15 protein-coding genes, 3 tRNA genes and 2 pseudogenes are annotated in these 16,805 nt (G+C 72.6%); 6 read left to right on the forward strand and 14 right to left on the reverse strand.

Features of this window, described 5'->3' with window-relative positions; genetic code table 11:
* Positions 1-6 precede the first annotated feature (6 nt).
* Positions 7-921, forward strand: a complete 915-nt coding sequence (locus AMK25_RS22855) for an NUDIX hydrolase (RefSeq protein WP_073830414.1) — start codon at positions 7-9, stop codon at positions 919-921.
* Between the two features lie 21 nt (positions 922-942).
* On the opposite strand, the gene AMK25_RS22860 is transcribed toward AMK25_RS22855, so the two are convergent.
* From AMK25_RS22860 to leuC, 4 genes are all read right to left on the reverse strand, one after another.
* Entirely contained in the window at positions 943-2,877 is a 1,935-nt protein-coding gene (locus AMK25_RS22860; RefSeq protein WP_073830415.1) for an endonuclease/exonuclease/phosphatase family protein, read from the reverse strand.
* Positions 2,878-3,011: 134 nt separating this feature from the next.
* Complete coding sequence (locus AMK25_RS22865) at positions 3,012-3,617, reverse strand: HU family DNA-binding protein (protein WP_073830416.1); 606 nt, start codon at positions 3,615-3,617, stop codon at positions 3,012-3,014.
* Between the two features lie 159 nt (positions 3,618-3,776).
* The gene (gene leuD / locus AMK25_RS22870) at positions 3,777-4,364 is read right to left on the reverse strand and encodes a 3-isopropylmalate dehydratase small subunit (protein ID WP_073830417.1); all 588 of its coding nucleotides are present in this window, start codon (positions 4,362-4,364) and stop codon (positions 3,777-3,779) included.
* 15 nt (positions 4,365-4,379) lie between these two features.
* Complete coding sequence (leuC, locus tag AMK25_RS22875; protein ID WP_073830418.1) at positions 4,380-5,822, reverse strand: 3-isopropylmalate dehydratase large subunit; 1,443 nt, start codon at positions 5,820-5,822, stop codon at positions 4,380-4,382.
* Between the two features lie 49 nt (positions 5,823-5,871).
* On the opposite strand from leuC, the gene AMK25_RS22880 reads away from it, so the two are divergent.
* Positions 5,872-6,558 (forward strand): IclR family transcriptional regulator, encoded by a 687-nt coding sequence (locus AMK25_RS22880; RefSeq protein WP_013284529.1) that lies wholly within the window; start codon positions 5,872-5,874, stop codon positions 6,556-6,558.
* A gap of 163 nt (positions 6,559-6,721) precedes the next feature.
* Here the strand turns inward: AMK25_RS22880 and AMK25_RS22885 are convergent.
* The 4 genes from AMK25_RS22885 to AMK25_RS22900 form a co-directional block, all read right to left on the reverse strand.
* A tRNA-Glu gene (locus AMK25_RS22885) sits at positions 6,722-6,794 on the reverse strand.
* Positions 6,795-6,957: 163 nt separating this feature from the next.
* Positions 6,958-7,030, reverse strand: a tRNA-Glu gene (locus AMK25_RS22890).
* A gap of 76 nt (positions 7,031-7,106) precedes the next feature.
* Positions 7,107-7,178, reverse strand: a tRNA-Gln gene (locus tag AMK25_RS22895).
* 107 nt (positions 7,179-7,285) lie between these two features.
* Entirely contained in the window at positions 7,286-8,089 is an 804-nt protein-coding gene (locus tag AMK25_RS22900) for a fumarylacetoacetate hydrolase family protein (RefSeq protein WP_013284528.1), read from the reverse strand.
* Positions 8,090-8,300: 211 nt separating this feature from the next.
* Here AMK25_RS22900 and AMK25_RS22905 point away from each other — a divergent pair, with 211 nt between their 5' ends.
* The 3 genes and pseudogenes from AMK25_RS22905 (at position 8,301) to AMK25_RS22915 (ending at position 11,264) form a co-directional block, all read left to right on the forward strand.
* Complete coding sequence (locus AMK25_RS22905; protein ID WP_073830419.1) at positions 8,301-9,746, forward strand: hypothetical protein; 1,446 nt, start codon at positions 8,301-8,303, stop codon at positions 9,744-9,746.
* A gap of 34 nt (positions 9,747-9,780) precedes the next feature.
* Positions 9,781-10,287, forward strand: a pseudogene (locus tag AMK25_RS22910) (3-methyladenine DNA glycosylase); the annotation flags it as partial.
* Between the two features lie 8 nt (positions 10,288-10,295).
* Positions 10,296-11,264, forward strand: coding sequence for a hypothetical protein (locus AMK25_RS22915; RefSeq protein WP_064447012.1), 969 nt, complete (start codon positions 10,296-10,298; stop codon positions 11,262-11,264).
* Between the two features lie 171 nt (positions 11,265-11,435).
* On the opposite strand, the gene AMK25_RS22920 is transcribed toward AMK25_RS22915, so the two are convergent.
* Positions 11,436-12,830 (reverse strand): recombinase family protein, encoded by a 1,395-nt coding sequence (locus tag AMK25_RS22920; protein WP_073830420.1) that lies wholly within the window; start codon positions 12,828-12,830, stop codon positions 11,436-11,438.
* A 40-nt stretch (positions 12,831-12,870) separates the two neighbouring features.
* Here AMK25_RS22920 and AMK25_RS22925 point away from each other — a divergent pair.
* Positions 12,871-13,149 (forward strand): annotated as a pseudogene (locus AMK25_RS22925) (3-methyladenine DNA glycosylase); the annotation flags it as partial.
* A 43-nt stretch (positions 13,150-13,192) separates the two neighbouring features.
* Here the strand turns inward: AMK25_RS22925 and AMK25_RS22930 are convergent.
* From AMK25_RS22930 to AMK25_RS22950, 5 genes are all read right to left on the reverse strand, one after another.
* On the reverse strand, positions 13,193-14,314 hold the full coding sequence (locus AMK25_RS22930; RefSeq protein ID WP_073830421.1) for a cellulose binding domain-containing protein: 1,122 nt from the start codon (positions 14,312-14,314) through the stop codon (positions 13,193-13,195).
* 87 nt (positions 14,315-14,401) lie between these two features.
* The gene (locus tag AMK25_RS22935) at positions 14,402-14,974 is read right to left on the reverse strand and encodes a GNAT family N-acetyltransferase (RefSeq protein ID WP_073830422.1); all 573 of its coding nucleotides are present in this window, start codon (positions 14,972-14,974) and stop codon (positions 14,402-14,404) included.
* 49 nt (positions 14,975-15,023) lie between these two features.
* Complete coding sequence (gene arfB, locus AMK25_RS22940; protein WP_073830423.1) at positions 15,024-15,449, reverse strand: alternative ribosome rescue aminoacyl-tRNA hydrolase ArfB; 426 nt, start codon at positions 15,447-15,449, stop codon at positions 15,024-15,026.
* Between the two features lie 9 nt (positions 15,450-15,458).
* Positions 15,459-15,755: a hypothetical protein gene (locus AMK25_RS22945; RefSeq protein WP_073830424.1), complete on the reverse strand. Its 297-nt coding sequence runs from the start codon at positions 15,753-15,755 to the stop codon at positions 15,459-15,461.
* A 153-nt stretch (positions 15,756-15,908) separates the two neighbouring features.
* On the reverse strand, positions 15,909-16,769 hold the full coding sequence (locus AMK25_RS22950; RefSeq protein WP_073830425.1) for a S1C family serine protease: 861 nt from the start codon (positions 16,767-16,769) through the stop codon (positions 15,909-15,911).
* Between the last annotated feature and the right edge of the window lie 36 nt (positions 16,770-16,805).

Genomic DNA, 16,805 nt, shown 5'->3' on the forward strand with positions numbered 1-16,805 from the left:
CGGGCCGTGGGGCGTGCCGGGCGGGCATACGGTGAGCGGGTGAGCGACGACGAGCCGGTGCGGATCCGGGCCGCGGGTGGCGTGGTGTGGCGCCCGGGCCCGGCCGGCGTCGAGGTCTGCCTGGTGCACCGCCCCCGGTACGGCGACTGGTCGCTGCCGAAGGGCAAGCTGGATCGCGGCGAGCATCCGCTGGTCGCAGCCGTCCGTGAGGTGGCCGAGGAGAGCGACGTACGGGCGGTGCCGCAGGTGCGCCTGCCCACTGTCCGCTACCGCAGCGAGGGTCACGCCAAGGCGGTCGACTACTGGTCGATGCGGGCGGCCGGCGCCGGCGGCTTCCAGCCCGGCACCGAGGTCGACGACGTGGCCTGGTTCCCGGTCGACGAGGCGGTACGCCGGGTCAGCTACCCGCACGACGCCGAGGTGATCGCCGCGTTCGCGGCGCTGCCGCAGGTCACCGCGACCGTGCTGCTGGTGCGGCACGCCAGCGCCGGCAAGCGCGGCACCTGGACCGGCCCGGACCACGGGCGTCCGCTGGACGACGACGGGCAGGCCCGGGCGCGGGCGCTGGTCCCGCTCGTGGCCCTGGTCCGCCCGCACCGCCTGTTCTCCGCCTCGGCGCGCCGCTGCGTGCAGACGCTGGGCCCGGCCGCGGCCCGGCTGGACCTGCCGATCGAGGTGTGTGGCGACTTCGACGAGCCGGCGCCGGGCCAGCAGGTCGAGGAGTGCGCGCTGGCCGCCGCGGCCCGGCTGACCGCGCTGGCGCAGACCGCCGGGGCGGTGGCGGTGTGCAGCCAGGGCAAGGTGATCCCGGGCGCGCTGGAACGGCTCGCCGGCCGGGCGGACGACTTCGCCACCGCCAAGGGAAGCGGCTGGCTCCTGCCCTTCGCCGGCGACCGTCTGGTCCTCGCCGACCGGCTGTGAGGCAGACCGCGGGCCGGCCGGTCAGGGCAGCGTGACGGTGAGCGTCACCGGGAGGTGGTCGCTGGCCTCGGTACGCGGCGCGCGTACCTCGGTGGCGGTCAGGCCCGGCGAGACGAAGACGTGGTCGATCTGGGTGCGCGGGTCGTCGGCCGGGCTGGTCCGCAGTGGCCGGGCCGGGGCCAGCGCGTCCACCAGCCCGGCGCGTGTGAACTCGGCGAACGCCGGGTCGGCCGGCTCGGTGTTGAGGTCGCCACCGAGCACCAGTGGACGGCCGGCGGCGTACCGGCCGGCGAACGCGGCCACCTCGCGGGCCTGCTCGACCGGGTCCCGGCCGGGTGGCGGTTGCAGATGCGTGGCCACCACTGCCAGCTCGCGACCACCGAGGTCGAGCGTGACGCCGAGGGCCTGCGCACCGGTCGGCGCGCCGTGCGCGGTCAGCCGCCGGGTCTGCCCGGAACGCACCGGGAAGCGGCTCAGCACCGCGTCACCCCAGACCGGGTCGGCGGCGGGCGCGAAGACGTACGGCATCTCCAGCCGCCGGGCCAGCGACCCCAGCGTGTCGTGACCGCCGTTGAGCCACCAGCCCCGGTCGACCTCACTGAGCAGCACGATGTCCGCGCCGCGCAGTTCCCGGGCCAGCGCGTCGAGGTCCAGCCGGCCGTCCAGGCCGAACCCCATCCGGATGTTGTACGCGGCCACCCGTACCGCCGCCGGCGCGGTCGTCGGCCGGGCCTGCGCGGGCGGTACGTGCAGCGCGGCGCCCAGCCCGGCCAGCGCGGTCAGGCCGGCCAGGACGGTGACCCGGACCGGGGCGGGCAGCGCCGGGTCAGCCTGGCGGGGTGCGCCGGCCGCCACCACGGCGACCAGGACGGCCGTGGCGACCGGGGCCCACCAGTTGGGGTACCCCACGTCGTAGGCGGCGTAGTAGGCCACCGTGGCCACCGCGAAGACGAGCATCCCGAGCGCGGCCGCCCGCCCGCGCCGCGCACCCGCCCGCCCGCCGTCGTCGTCGGTTCCGGCGGCCCGGTCGTCGCCGGCTGCCGCGTCGGTCAACGCCAGGCAGCCGCCGAGACCGGCGGCGGTGAGCAGGTACGCCGGAACGAGAAGCCCGGTCACGAACAGCACCGATCCGGCGAACAGCATTGCCGGCCACAGCACCCGGGCCGGACGCGCCGGCACCCGGAACAGCGCCGACGCCAGGAACAGCAGGACCGCCAGCGCGCCCGGCACTGCTGCGCCGCCGGGGCGGGCGAGCCCGGGAAAGTCGGGCGATCCGGTGCCGGCGGCGGCGCTCCAGAGCGCCGGGGCGAGCGCCACCTGACCGGCCAGCACGAGTGCCGGCCCGCACAGCAGCCAGGCCCGGCGTCCCGGCGTACGGGTGCGCCCGCTGGTCGCGGCGGCCACGCCCTCGTCCGCGCCCGCCGGGGACAGCTCTCCGGCCCCCGTGGTCCGCTCCGCCGTGGACGCGGCCAGGAACGCCAGCACCAGCAGGGCGCTCAGGGTCCAGGCCGGGACGCCGCCGCGCCACACCAGGTCCTCGGTGCCGAGCAGGGCGTGCCCGACCGCGTTCCCGGCCAGGCCCAACGCCAGCCCGGTCACCGGCCGGGGCACGGAGGCGGCGGTGGCGGTGAGCCAGACCAGTCCGGCGAGCAGCCCGGCGCAGGCCAGCCAGAGCTGTGCCGGACCACCGGGTTGCGCGGTGAGCGCCAGCCGCGCCGCCGCCAGCACACCCGCCGCGACGAGGCCGACCGGGCGGGCGCCGATCCGGCGTACGAGCGCGGGCGCGGCGAGGGCGAGCAGGAACCAGCCGAGCGCGAACGCGCCGAGCAGCTCGGCTGGCGTCTCGGCGGCCCGCCCGAAGAGGGTGATGACCGACGGGAGCCAGACCCGCAGCACGTCCAGCAGGACCGCGATGCCCAGCGCGAGCGCCAGGGTGGAGAGGTGACGGTGCCGCACGGGGCGCCTCTTCTCGTGACCGACGGGGGTTTTCGGCACGGCGATTCTGCGGTGCGCGGCGGCGGGCGGTCAACGCGTACCCATGCGAAAGGGCGCCCACCGCGAACGGTGGGCGCCCTTCGTGGGCCGTCCGGTCAGCGCCGGCTGGCGGCCTTCTTGGCCGGTGCCTTCTTCGCGGGCGCCTTCTTGGCCGCGGTCGTCTTCTTGGCCGTGGCGGACTTCGCCGCGGTCGTCTTCTTGGCGGCGGTGGTCTTCTTCGCCGCGGTGGACTTCGCCGCGGTCGTCTTCTTCGCCGCCGTGGTCTTGGTCGCGGCCGCCTTCTTCGCCGGGGCGGCCTTCTTGGTAGCGGTGGTCTTGGTGGCCTTCGCCGCCGTGGTCTTCTTCGCGGCGGCAGTGGTCTTCGCCGCCGTGGTCTTCTTGGCGGCGCCGGTGGTCTTCTTCGCGGCGGCGGTGTCCTTCGGCACCTTGCCGCTGGCCACCATCTCCTTGAAGCCCGCGCCGGCGCGGAACGTCGGGACGGAGGTCTTCTTGACCTTCACCGCCTCTCCGGTCCGCGGGTTGCGCGCTGTTCGGGCTCCCCGGACACGCTTCTCGAACGCTCCGAAACCGGTGATCGCCACCTTCTCGCCCTTGGTGACCGCCGCCTGGACCTCAGCGAGAACCGCGTCGAGCGCGGCCGTCGCCGTCTTCCGGTCCCCCAGGCGAACGGCGAGCGCCTCGATGAGCTCGGCCTTGTTCACGACTTCCTCCCGATTGTGCAACTGACTCGACGCGAGCCATTCTGCGCGCACGTTATGCCCTGTGCTGCCTGGACACAAACATTCGGTGGAAAAAAGCCCTTGTGTCGTAACGGATTCGCCCCCACCGGGCACACCGGTGGGGGCGAATTCGGGCCGGAGTCAGGCTACCGAGGGCAGGAACGACGGCCGGGACGCCTCGTACGAGGAGATCTCCGCCTCGTGCCGGAGGGTGAGTCCAATGTCGTCCAAGCCCTCCATCAGCCGCCAACGGCTGTGGTCGTCCAGCGGGAACGCCCAGGTGGCGTCACCGGCGTGGACCTGGCGGGCGGCGAGGTCGACAGTGATCGGCGTGGTCGGCTCGGATTCCACGAGATCCCACAGTTCTTCCACGGCTTTCAATTCCAGCTCGACCGGAAGGAGACCTTCCTTGAGCGCGTTGCCGCGGAAGATGTCGCCGAAGCGGGGCGAGATGACGGCCCGGAAGCCCCAGTCCCGCAGCGCCCAGACGGCGTGCTCCCGGGATGATCCGGTGCCGAACTCGGGGCCGGCGATCAGAATCGACGCACCCGAATGGACGGGATCGTTGAGGACGAATGACGGGTCCTCCCGCCACGCGTTGAACAGACCGTCGGCGAATCCGGTCCGGGTCACCCGCTTGAGGTACACGGCGGGGATGATCTGGTCGGTGTCCACGTTGGACCGGCGCAGCGGCACGGCCGTGCCGGTGTGGGTGGTGAACTTGTCCATCTCTCGGCTGCCCTTCTACAGGTCGGCGGGGGCGGCCAGCCGGCCGACCACGGCGGTGGCGGCGGCGACCGGCGGGGACACCAGGTGGGTACGCCCGCCCCGGCCCTGGCGGCCCTCGAAGTTGCGGTTGGAGGTCGAGGCGGACCGCTCACCCGGCTTCAACGTGTCCGGGTTCATGCCCAGGCACATGGAGCAGCCGGCGAAACGCCACTCGGCGCCGGCGTCGGTGAACACCTTGTCCAGCCCCTCCGCCTCGGCCGCCTCGCGGACCGCGGCCGAGCCGGGCACCACCAGCATGCGTACGCCGTCGGCGACCTGGTGGCCGCGCAGCACGTCGGCGGCGGCCCGCAGGTCCTCCAGGCGGCCGTTGGTGCAGGAGCCGACGAAGACCACGTCCACGGCCAGGTCACGCATCGGCGCGCCGGGGGTGAGGTCCATGTACTCCAGCGCGCGCCGGGCGGCGACCCGCTCCGGCTCGGTGACGAACTCCTCCGGGTCCGGCACCGTCGCGCCCAGCGGCACGCCCTGCCCGGGGTTGGTGCCCCAGGTGACGAACGGCGTGATCCGGCTCGCGTCGAGCGTGACCTCTGTGTCGAACGTCGCGCCGTCGTCGGTGGGCAGCGTGCGCCAGTACTCCAGCGCCGCGTCCCAGTCGTCGCCCTGGGGCGCGTTCGGCCGCCCCTTCAGGTACGCGAACGTGGTCTCGTCCGGCGCGATCATGCCGGCCTTGGCACCCCACTCGATGGACATGTTGGCGATGGTCATCCGCCCCTCCATGGAGAGGTTGCGGATCGCCTCGCCCCGGTACTCGACGATGTGACCGCGACCGCCACCGGTGCCGACCTGCGCGATCAGCGCGAGCACCAGGTCCTTGGCGGTGACGCCGGGCGCCAGCTCGCCGACCACGTTCACCGCCATGGTCTTCGGCCGGGCCTGCGGCAGCGTCTGCGTGGCCAGCACGTGTTCGACCTCACTGGTGCCGATGCCGAACGCGAGCGCGCCGAACGCGCCGTGGGTGGCGGTGTGCGAGTCGCCACAGACGATCGTCATGCCGGGCTGGGTGAGGCCGAGCTGCGGGCCGATGACGTGCACGATGCCCTGGTTCTCGTCGCCCAGCGCGTGCAGGCGGACGCCGAACTCGGCACAGTTGCGACGCAGCGTCTCGATCTGGGTGCGGGAGGTGGGGTCCGCGATCGTGAGCAGGTCGCCGCGCCGGAGGCGGAACGCCGGGTCGTCGTACCCGGTCGGGGTGTTGTGGTCCTCCGTCGCGATCGTCAGGTCGGTACGGCGGACCCCGCGCCCGGCAAGACGCAGCCCGTCGAACGCCTGCGGGCTGGTCACCTCGTGCAGCAGGTGCAGGTCGATGAAGAGCAGGTCCGGCTCCCCGTCGGCGGAGCGGACCACGTGTGCGTCCCAGACCTTCTCGGCCAGGGTCCTCGGTTGAGTGACTCCCACCATCTGGACATCCTAAATTCTGGGAGGTAAATTTCGGCTTGTGGGACACAGTATGAGCGGTGTCGGCGTTCTCGACAAGGCGGTGGTCATCCTGGCCGCCTGTGTCGACGGCGCCAGCCTGGCCGAACTCGTTGAACGCACCAAGCTGCCCCGGGCCACCGCGCACCGGCTGGCACAGGCGCTGGAGATCCACCGGATGCTCGTCCGGGACACCCAGGGCCGGTGGCGCCCGGGGCCACGCCTGGGCGAGCTGGCGAACGCGGCCCCGGACGTGCTCCTGACCGCCGCCGAGCCGCTGCTCGCCGCGCTACGGGACGCCACCGGCGAAAGCGCCCAGCTCTACCTGCGGCGCGCCGACGAACGGATCTGCGTGGCCGCCGCCGAGCGCGCCAGCGGCCTGCGGGACACCGTCCCGGTCGGCTCGGTGCTGCCGATGACCGCCGGGTCGGCGGCGCAGATCCTGCTCGCCTGGGAGCCGCCGGAGGCGGTGATGCCGCTGCTCCCCCGCTCCAAGTTCACCGGCCGCACGCTGGCCGAGGTGCGGCGGCGCGGCTGGGCCCAGAGCGTCGCGGAGCGGGAGGCGGGTGTGGCGAGCGTCTCGGCGCCGATCCGGGACCGCACCGGTCGGGTGATCGCCGCGATCAGCATCTCCGGCCCGATCGAGCGCCTCGGCCGCCGTCCCGGCGAACGCCACGCCATGGCCGTCGTCCGAGCCGGCCAGCGCCTCTCCGGCCTCTGACCCACCCACCCCCACCCCACCCCTCGCGTTGATCATGAAGTTAGCGGCATTTTTGATCTCCCAGACTGCCGCTAACTTCATGATCAACGGGGCAGGGCAACCCGGGCGGGGTGGGGAACGCGAACGGCCCGCCTCGCGGAGCGAGACGGGCCGTCGGTGGACGTAGCCCCGACCGGATTCGAACCGGCGCTACCGCCTTGAGAGGGCGGCGTCCTGGGCCGCTAGACGACGGGGCCAGGCACTTTTCCTGCTTCGCCGCCCTGCCGGGTGGCGTGGCAGTAGTCTAGCGGCATCGCGTCCGGCACCGCGCCGCGGGGGTACACCCTCACCGCACGCGGAAAGCGCGTGGCCGGACAGCAGAAAGCCCGCCCCGGGAAACGGGACGGGCTGACAGTGCTGTAGCCCCGACCGGATTCGAACCGGCGCTACCGCCTTGAGAGGGCGGCGTCCTGGGCCGCTAGACGACGGGGCCAGAACCTTCATTGCACTCCGCCAGCGTGAACTGCCGGAATCCAGCGTCCGTGGGCTCTTGCGAACCCGCGGCTGCGCTGGGGTACCAGGACTCGAACCTAGACTAACTGAACCAGAATCAGTCGGGCTGCCAATTACCCCATACCCCATTGGCCCCTTGCGGCGCCGGGAATGAACTTTACCCTCCCGGTGCCGACAGGCCAAATCCAACCCCTCGAAACCCACCTGACCAGCGGAAACGAGGCATCGGAGCGAATCAGGCGACAGGGACCACCGGGTTGCTGAGCTCCCCGATCCCCTGGATCCGCACGGTGACCGTATCCCCCTCGGTGAGCGGACTAACCCCCGCCGGCGTGCCGGTCAGGACCACGTCGCCGGGCAGCAGCGTCATCACGTGCGAGATGTACGACACCAGGCCCGGTACGTCGAACACCATGTCCTTCGTCCGGCCGAGCTGGCGTACCTCCATCTCCTCCGGATTGCGGCCCACCTCGCAGCGGATCTCCAGGTCGCTGACGTCGAGACCGGTGGTGATCCACGGCCCGATCGGGCAGAACGAGTCGAAGCCCTTGGCGCGGGTCCACTGCCCGTCGGAACGCTGCAGGTCCCGCGCGGTGACGTCGTTGGCGCAGGTGTAGCCGAAGATGGCCCGCTCGGCGGCGGCCCGGTCGGCCCGGCGGGCGCCGGGAGCGCCGATCACCACGGCGAGTTCCGCCTCGTGCTCGACCTGCTTGGAGAAGATCGGCAGCCGGATCGCGTCGCGCGGGCCGATCACCGAGGTGGACGGTTTGAGGAAGAGCAGCGGCTCCTTCGGCACCTCGCTGCCGTGTTCGGCGGCGTGCTCGGCGTAGTTGCGGCCGACGCAGACCACCTTGCTCGGCAGGATCGGCGACAGCAGCCGGACGTCGGAGAGCGCCCAGCGGGCGCCGGAGAACTGGATCTGCCCGAACGGGTGGCCCTCGATCTCGGCGATGGTCAGGCCCTGCGGCCCGGCCTCCGGCTCGCCCTCGACGACCCCGAACGACATTCCCTTGGCATGAGCGAAACGAGCGATACGCACCCGGCCAATCTATCCCCGCCCGCACGCCACCCGGCGGACACCGGCAGGCGGCACGCCCGGCCGCCCGCGCCACACCCTCGCCGGGCGCCGGCGCCGGACCGCCAAGAGGGCGGCAGGGTACGCCGGATCGCGCCGGACGGGGCGGGAATGGCGGCTTCGTACCCGCCCGGCGGCTCCCGGCCCATAGCTTCGGTTCCGGAGGTTCGTTGGTATGCCTGCATCGAGACGACACCACAGGGCCCTGGCAGTGTTCGTGAACTGCCTCGGCGTCATCGCCGCCGTACCGGCGCTGTCCCCGGCGACGCCCCGCGCGGCCGCCACCCCCGCTCAACCGGCTCCACCGCCGGCCGCCGTCCCGGTCGCCCTGCCCGGGGCGGGAGCGACCCCGATCCCGACCGGCGTGCCGGCGGTCCCCCCGGCGGTGCCGACCACCGGCCCGGCCCCGGTCCGCCCGTCGATGCCGCCGGTGAGCGTGGCGGTCGGCGCGGCGGGCACTCCGGCGCCGGGTTACCGGATCGAGGTCCGCAACGCCGGCACGGCTCCGGTCGACACGATGGTGCGGCAGGAGCTGCCCAGCGGGTCACGGGCCACCACGGTGACCGGCGGTGGGCGGAGCACCCGGCCCGCCGGGTCCAGCGCCGGGGAGGTGACCTGGCGGCTGCGCCTGCCGGCGAAGAGCACCACCACGTTGCACACCGCGCTGTCGATCCCCGGCCCGGGCCGGTCGGTGACCGCGCCGACCTGCGTCTACGGCACCGACGGCACGCGCCCGTACGACTGCGCCACGGCGACCTGGGTGGGCGCCGCGACGGCCCCGGCGGCGCAGGTGACGGCAGCCCCGGCCTGGCGGCGGCCACCGGTGCTGCTCGCCGCGTTCACCGCGCTGCTGGTGGTCACCGCGGGCGTGCTGTGGTGGGCGGTGTGGCGCCGCCGCCGGCGCACGGCCGCGACGACGGGCACCGGCGCGACCGGAGGCGGCACCATGACCTCCGGAACGCCGAGAGGCGGCGCGATGTCCGCGCCGGGAAGCGGCGTACCGGGGCAGGGCGCGACCGGCGGCCCGGCCGAACGGGGCACCGTCTATCCGCGTACGGCGGCGCCGGCGCCCGCGAGCCGCCGTCGCCGGCCGCCGGTCTGGCTGGTGGTGGGCGTGGCGGCGGCGGTGCTGGCCGGCGTGGTCGGCGCGGCGGCGTGGTCGGCCACCCAGCGGGTGGCGGCGATGGACACCACCAAGCAGCCGACGAGCGGCGCGTGGGTGGGCAGCAGCGTCACCGGCGGGCTGGGCCAGCCGTTGCGGGAGACCGCGTTCGAGTTCACCGTCTACCGGGTGAGCTGCGGCGCGAACGTCCTGCCGGCGATGCCCGCCGGCGGGCGCCCCTGCCTGGCCACGGTCGGGGTGCGCAACGTCACGAACGAGGACCAGACCTGGCACGGGCAGTTGCAGCGCGCGTACCTGCCGAGCGGGAACTGGGTGGCCGCCGACGAGGACGCGACCCGGGTGGCGAACCTGGGCCGGGACGTCTTCTCCCAGCCGGTGGCCGCCGGGCGGCGGGTGCTGCTGCCGCTGGTGTTCACCATGCGCGGCGACGAGCCGCCGAAGCGGCTGGAGCTGCGCAGCGGCGTCTTCTCCGCGGGCGTGCGGGTGGACGTGCCCTGACCCGGCGACGGGCGGCGGTCGTACCCTGGGGTGCGTGACCGCCGCCCTCGCCCCCACGCTCGACGTCGCCGACTGGCAGGCGCGCCGGCACGCCCATGAGGAGCGGGTGGACGCCTGGCTGACGCCGCATCTGGGCCGCCGCCGGGCGGGCGTGAAGCACCCGGTCGAGGACTTCCTCTTCACGTACTACACGTACCGCCCGGCCCAGCTGCGCCGCTGGCACCCGGGCGCGGGCGTGGCGCTGCGCGACGCCGACCCGGCTGGTTTCGGCCCGGACTACACGGCGAGCGCCGCCGGGCTCACCCTCGACACCGATCGGGTACGCGCGCGGCGCGCCGAGTCGATCGCCTGGATCCGTACGCTGCTGGCGGCGACCGCCGGGCGTCCGGCGCAGTTCGGCTGCTTCGGCATGCACGAGTGGGCGATGGTCTACCGGCAGACCCAGGAGCAGGTACGGCACAACTCCTGGCCGCTACGGCTGAGCCCGGCGCGGACGGCGGCGGTGGTCGAGGAGCGCGGCGTGCGGTGCAGCCACTTCGAGTGGGGGGTATGCAAGCGGCACGAAGCGGACAACAAGGGTCCGAGCCGTTGACCAGCATCCCCGCCGCAAGCTGGCTTCCCCTCTTCGAAGCTCACGAGAAGCGTGCCGACTCACTTACCGCAGGCCACCGTGCCCGCAGGGCCACGAGGGAGCGCCACGCGATCGATGACTTCTTGTACGACTACTACGGCACCCGACCCTCTGTGCTCCGACGCTGGCACCCGGGCGTGGGCATCTCCTTGGAGCCCGGACCGAACGGCCCCGCCCCACACCGACAGTGGCGTTGGTACGGCACCGACGCAGACGGAGTCGTGAGCTTCGACGTCACAGCCTTCCTCGCCGACCGAGCTGAGTCGGTGCGCTTCATCCACCGGCTGTTGTCCGCGATCGCGTCGCGACCAGCCTTCACTGGCTGCTTCGGCCTGCATGAGTGGGCGATGGTGTACCGCCAACGTGAACATCGGCATCCACTCCCCCTGCGACTTGGGCAAGAGGGAACTGACGCGGTAGTCGAGTCTCACCAGATCCGCTGCACGCACTTCGATGCGTTCCGGTTCTTCACCCCTGACGCAGTCAGCCTCAACCGGCTCCAACCAACGAGGGAGAGCCAGGTAGAGCTTGACCAGCCAGGCTGCTTACATGCCTCGATGGACTGCCACAAGTGGGCAACCAAGCTGGGCCCTGCGGTCCCGGGGGATCTGGCGCTCGACTGCTTCGAGCTGGCGAGGGACATCCGGCTACTCGACATGCAGGCGTCCCCGTACGACTTCTCCTCCTACGGGGAACCGGCGGTGGCCATCGAGACACCCGAGGGCAAGGCCGAGTACGTCGCTCGTCAACGCGCGTTCTCGCAGCGGGCGGGCCGGCTACGTGCCCGGTTGATCGATGTGTGTGCGGCGCTGCTTGAGGGAGCGGAGCCACCGGCAAGGGTGGGGCATGACCCCCTGAGACACCCTCTCCGCACCGCTACGTCATAGCATCCGCCATCTTGCCCCGGTTCTTGGGATGCAGGGGCACTGACGCGAAGCGTCCGCGCCACAGGATCACTGCGCTCCCTGGTGTTCATGCGTCGGCGGAGAACCCGAAGATCAGGAACCCGAAGATGGGCCCCTTCGGGGCCCTCTTCCCGGTTCGGTTCCTCCCCTGGCTCAGATGCTCGCGACCTTCGCGGGGTCTCCCGCCCTGAACAACACATCGACATGCCGCTCATCGGTGCGGCGGACGCCACGCCCCTTCTGGCGGAGACGACAGCTCACGACAACCGCCAGGATCAGGGACCGCCTGCGGTCTACATCCAACCCATCCCAGTGACGGCGCACCTGCTCGTCCGTCATCCCGGTGACGCCCTTGACGGCGCTGTCACTCCCCAACTGGGATAGCTGATCCTCCAACTCATCCACCCGACTGCGCATGGTCTGGGATGCAGTCAGAAACTGCGATCGCGTAACGAGTCCGGCAGCGTAGTCGGTGGCCAGATCATCGAGCCGTGACCGCAGGCTCCCCAGTTCGTCCCTCATCTGCTGAGCAGGCAGATCGTCCTCGCTCTGCTCGAACGCTTCCGCGAACTGCGGCGCGGTCAGGAACCGGATCACCCGCTCGCTGACCATGGTGTCAGCCTCGTCCTGACGGTGGGACACGCAGTGCTTGAACTTGCACTCATAGACGGCGTAGCTACCCTGCTCGCCCTTCCGTCCACGCCATGCCGTGCGGATGGGGCCACCACAGTTGGCACAGGTAGCGACGCCCGTCAGCAAGCTCCGACGGGGACCGCCACCACCAGTCTTGCGGGTCGGAGAGTTGAGCACACGGACAGCGGACCGGTAGATCTCCTCGGGCACCAGGGCATCCCAGTTACCAGGGCCGACCTCATCCCCTGCGTACGTCCGGATAGCGCAGTTCCTGGCAGACATGAGGAGCTGACGAACAGTCGCTCCCGTCCAGTTCCTCCCCCTGGTGGTGGGCATACCCTGACGGTTCCACTCGTCGGCGATCGACAACAGAGAGCGCCCCGCCAACAGATCCTGGTACGCACGCTGAACGGCCTCGGCTTCGCCACTACGAGGCGATCCGTCACGCTCGTATCCGAAGGGTCGAGCAGACCACCAGGGACGGCCCTGGGAAGCGCGCTGCGTGGCTGCCAGACGCTGACGAGCAGCCTTCTGCTGACCCTCGAACTGAGAGAACGCCGTGACCACGTTCGCCATCAGGACGCCGGTCGGGTTGCTCAAGTCCAGCATCCCTGCGGTCACGGCGTGGACGGGTACGCCGTAGCTGATCACCCGGTCCAGCTCACGGGTGAGGCGGACAAGCCGGTCGAGATGCCAGACGATGATGGCCTCCGGCTTCGGGCTCAGGGTGAGCAGCTTCTCGAACGCCGGCCGGACCCGGCCGGTCGTGGCGCTGATGCTGTTGTCGATCAGCTCCCGCGTCACGGTCCAGCCCTGACGAGCTGCCAACTCCCGGCAGGCTTCGAGCTGCCGATCAACGCCCAGCTCGTTACCCAGCTTGTCCAGGCTGAGCCGTGCGTAGATGACGACGTCCATCCCTGCGTTCCCTCCCTCGAAGTTGCCTGGGATGAGGATACGCATGGATCTCTACAAGTGGGCGTACAAGCTGTCTCCGCTGGTCTGCTCGGAACTCGTGGCCGACTGCTTCGAGCTGGCCCGGGAGATCCGGACGCTGGACATGCGCGCCAGCCCGTACGACCTGGCCGGTCTGGGGTATCCGCCGGTGCCTGTGGAGACCCCGGAGGGCCGGGCCGAGTACGCCGCCGCACAGCGCGGGTTCGCCGAACGTGCCGCCGGGCTGCGGTCCCGGTTGCTGGCCGCGCTGGACCGGGCGGTGCCGGCCGGCGGCCGCTGAGCGGAGCCGGCCGGCACGCGACGCGGGGAGCGGGCGCGACGGCTCAGCTCGCCGCGCAGGTCAGCGCGGGCGCCGGACTCGGCACGGTTCCCTCGGCCAGGAAGCCGAACGTGGCCTGGGCGGCCGGTGCCAGTACGCCGTTCCAGCCCGCGTTCCGGGCGGTCGCCGTGGTTCCGCTCTGCGTCACGTCGGCGCTCCACGCCTGGCTGATCCGCTGGCCGCCGGCGAGCGGGAAGCGCACCGTCCAGCCGGCGATAGACGCGGCGCCGTCGTTGCGGACTGTCACCTCCCCCTGGAATCCGCCCGGCCACTGGCCCGCGACGCGCCAGGTGGCGGTGCAGCCGCCGGGCGCCGACGTCGGGCCGGTGGTGGGCGACGGGCTGAGGGTGAGGCTGGTGGTCGGCAACGGCGTGGGGCTCGTCGTCGGGGCGGGCGTGGTCCGGTCGAGCGCGGCGACCAGCGCCGGGTACCACCTGTCGGACATCTTCTGGTCCCCCGCCGCGTTGGGGTGCACCCCGTCGTACGTGTCGGTGGCGGTGCTGAAGCCGGTCCACTGATCGACGACCACGATCGGGGAGGCGGTGGTGGTCTTCCCGGCCGCCCAGCCGTCGATGAGCGCGTTGAGCGCCACGGTCCGCTGGCCGCACTCCGGGCAGCTCGCCGGGTTCATCGGAATGATCTTCGCGACCAGCACCGTCGTCGCCGGGTTGGCGGCGCGCATCTGGTCCACCAGCTTCGAGTACGCCGCGAGGATCGTGGCGGGCGCGATGTTGCTCCACACGTCGTTGGTGCCGAAGTGCATCAGCACGACGTCCGGGCGGGTGGCGGCGAGCCAGCCGGGCAGCAGGTTCTGGTTCGCCACGTTCGTCGCGAGATAGCCGCCGTGGCCCTCGTTGTCGCCGTCGTACGGCACGCCGCAGCCCTGCGGCCCGAGCGTGCCGACGAAGTCGACGTCGGTGTGGCCGGTGGACTGGAGGCGGTTCCAGAGCAGGGCGCGCCAGCAGCCGGGCGACCCGGTGATGGAGTCGCCGAGCGGCATGACGCGGATCGGCGTGGCGGCCGCCGCGGCCGGCGGCGTGGTGGCGGTGAGGGCGAGGCCGAGAGCGAGTACCGGTAGCAGCGCGGCGAGCGCGGTCAGCGCGGCGCGCACAGGGTTTCGGGACATGCGAGGGGGACTCCTGTCACTGTGACGTGGTGGTCGGTGACGGCCCTGATGCTCCCGTACGCATTGAAGCGCTTCGACGCCTGGTGTTCAACCCTCCGGGTGTCCCCGGTGCCGGTCCCACTCGGGCGCGAGGATCGACATGACGGTGGCGTCCACCCAGCCGTCGCCGTCGTGCAGCACCTGCCGCAGCGTCCCCTCGGCGACGAAGCCCACCTTCTCGTACGCCCGCCGGGCCCGCGGGTTGAACGCGAACACCTCCAGGCTGATGCGGTGCAGGCCGAGTTTTTCGAAGCCGTACCCGACGATCAGCCGGACCGCCTCGGTGCCGAGCCCGCGGTCGCGCCCGCCGGGGCCGATCAGGGTGCGGAAGTTGCAGCTCGCGTTCGCCCGGTCCCACTCGTTGAGGACGACCTCGCCGACGCAGACGCCGCTCGCCCGGTCCACCACCGCGAGGTCGAGCCGGTCGGCCTGGCTGTTGCGGGTTCCGTACCAGGCCCGTAGCCGGGCCGGTTCGAACGTCTCGCCGGCCGGGCTGCCGGTCAGCCGGGCCACCTCCGGGTCGGCCAGGATCCCGGCGAGCGCCGGCAGGTCGTCGTCGCGGAACGGGCGCAGCACCACGCGCTCGCCGGTGAGCGTGGGCTTGACGGAGAAGTCGATCACGTGGCGAAATTCTCCGCGCGGCGCGCGTGGCGGCTCAACATGTTTTCGGTCAGTCGCCGTCCACCCGGCGGTCGCGTTTGCGCTGGGACTGGCGCTTCTTCTCGGCCAGGCGGCGTTCCTTGGCGCCGCGTGACGGGCGGGTCGGGCGGCGCGCCTTCGGTGGCGGCGCGACCGCCTCACGCAGCAGCGCGGCCATCCGTTCCCGGGCGGCCTCCCGGTTGGCCAGTTGCGCGCGGTGCTCACTGGCGGTCACGGTGAGCACGCCGTCGACCAGCCGGCCGGCGAGCCGGGCCAGCGCCCGTTCCCGCAGCGCCTCCGGCATGCTCGGCGAGCGGCCCAGGTCGAAGCTCAGCTCCACCCGCGAGTCGGTGGTGTTCACCCCCTGCCCGCCGGGCCCGGACGACCGGGAGAACCGTTCCCGCAGCTCGGCGGCGGGCACCACGAGCCGGTCGGTCACCCGCAGTCCGTCGTCCACTCCCCGAGGCTAGCGCCCGGGACGGTGACTCGGGGTGGGGGTGGCGCTCGGCGTGGGACCGGCCCGTTCCTCGCCGCCGCCGGAGGCCGCGTACGCCGCCGCGCCGACCAGCAGCAGGGCGATCACGGCGAGCTTGACGACCACGCCGCGGATCGCGAGCCAGGCGTTGCGGCGGGCGCCCGGCACGCTGGTCCGGATCGTCTGGTAGTCCGTCCAGCCACGCTTCGCACGCGCGTAGGACGCGCCGACACCGGCGCCGATGATCAGGCCCACCAGGAGGAGGGCCGCAATGACAGCTTGCTCCACCTCCGCCAGTATCCATACTCAGCGTAATATTTCTATGCCCCAATGATCCCACGCCGGATATCCGACAGTTCGCACCGATCTTGCGACGCTTGTGCAGGTCAGCGCCGCGCGGGGCGTCAGGTCGGCCCCGCGCGGGGCGGCCCGCGCGACGGCTCAGCCGCCCCGCCCGATGATGGTGTCGGCGGTCTGCTGGACCTGGTCGATCGGGATGGCGAAGCCGATGCCGATCGACCCGTTGCCGTCGATGGTGGCGATGGCGGTGTTCACGCCGACCACCTCACCGCGCGCGTTCACCAGCGGCCCGCCGGAGTTGCCCGGGTTGATGGAGGCGTCGGTCTGCACCGCCGTGTGCCGGCCGTTGCCGATCCGGACCTGCCGGTTGAGCGCGCTGACGATGCCGGCGGTGACCGTGCCGGCCAGCCCGAGCGGCGACCCGACCGCGAGCACCGGCTCGCCCACCCGGGTCGAGTTCGCCTTGGCCAGCGGCAGCGGCGGCAGCCCGGCCGACGCGGGCACCTTGAGCACGGCGAGGTCGCTGCCCGGCTCCCGGCCCACCACCTCGGCGGGGAAGCGACGCCCGTCCGAGGTCTCCACTGTCACCGAGCCCGAGCCGCCCCGGGCCAGGATGTGGTCGTTGGTGACGATGTGCTGCTCGTTGTCGATGGCGAAGCCGGAGCCGGACGCGGACGCGCCGGAGCGGCCCCCGACCATCACCGAGACCACGCCGGGCACCGTCTTGCCGGCGGCGGTGACCAGTTCCGCCGGCACCGGAGCGGCGGACGCCGCTGTCGGTCCCGGGGAGCCGTGGTCGGCCGCCCAGGTGCCGGCCGCCGCGCCGGAGACGGTGGAGAGCGCCACCACCGCCGCCACGCTCAGCAGCCGGTGCCGCAGGCTCCGGCGTCCCCCGTCCGGCCCGCCTCCGGGTACGTCCCGGTAGCCGCGCCCGTCCGGGTCCAGCTCCGGCGAGACGAACCACGGACCGCGTGGCTCGCCGAGTCCGGTCTGCACTGCCATGCCTGGCTCCTCACGTGTCGTGCCGTCGTCCGGTGG

This window comes from Micromonospora sp. TSRI0369 (assembly GCF_001905625.1).
In the GTDB taxonomy this organism is placed as follows: Bacteria; Actinomycetota; Actinomycetes; order Mycobacteriales; family Micromonosporaceae; genus Micromonospora; species Micromonospora echinospora_A.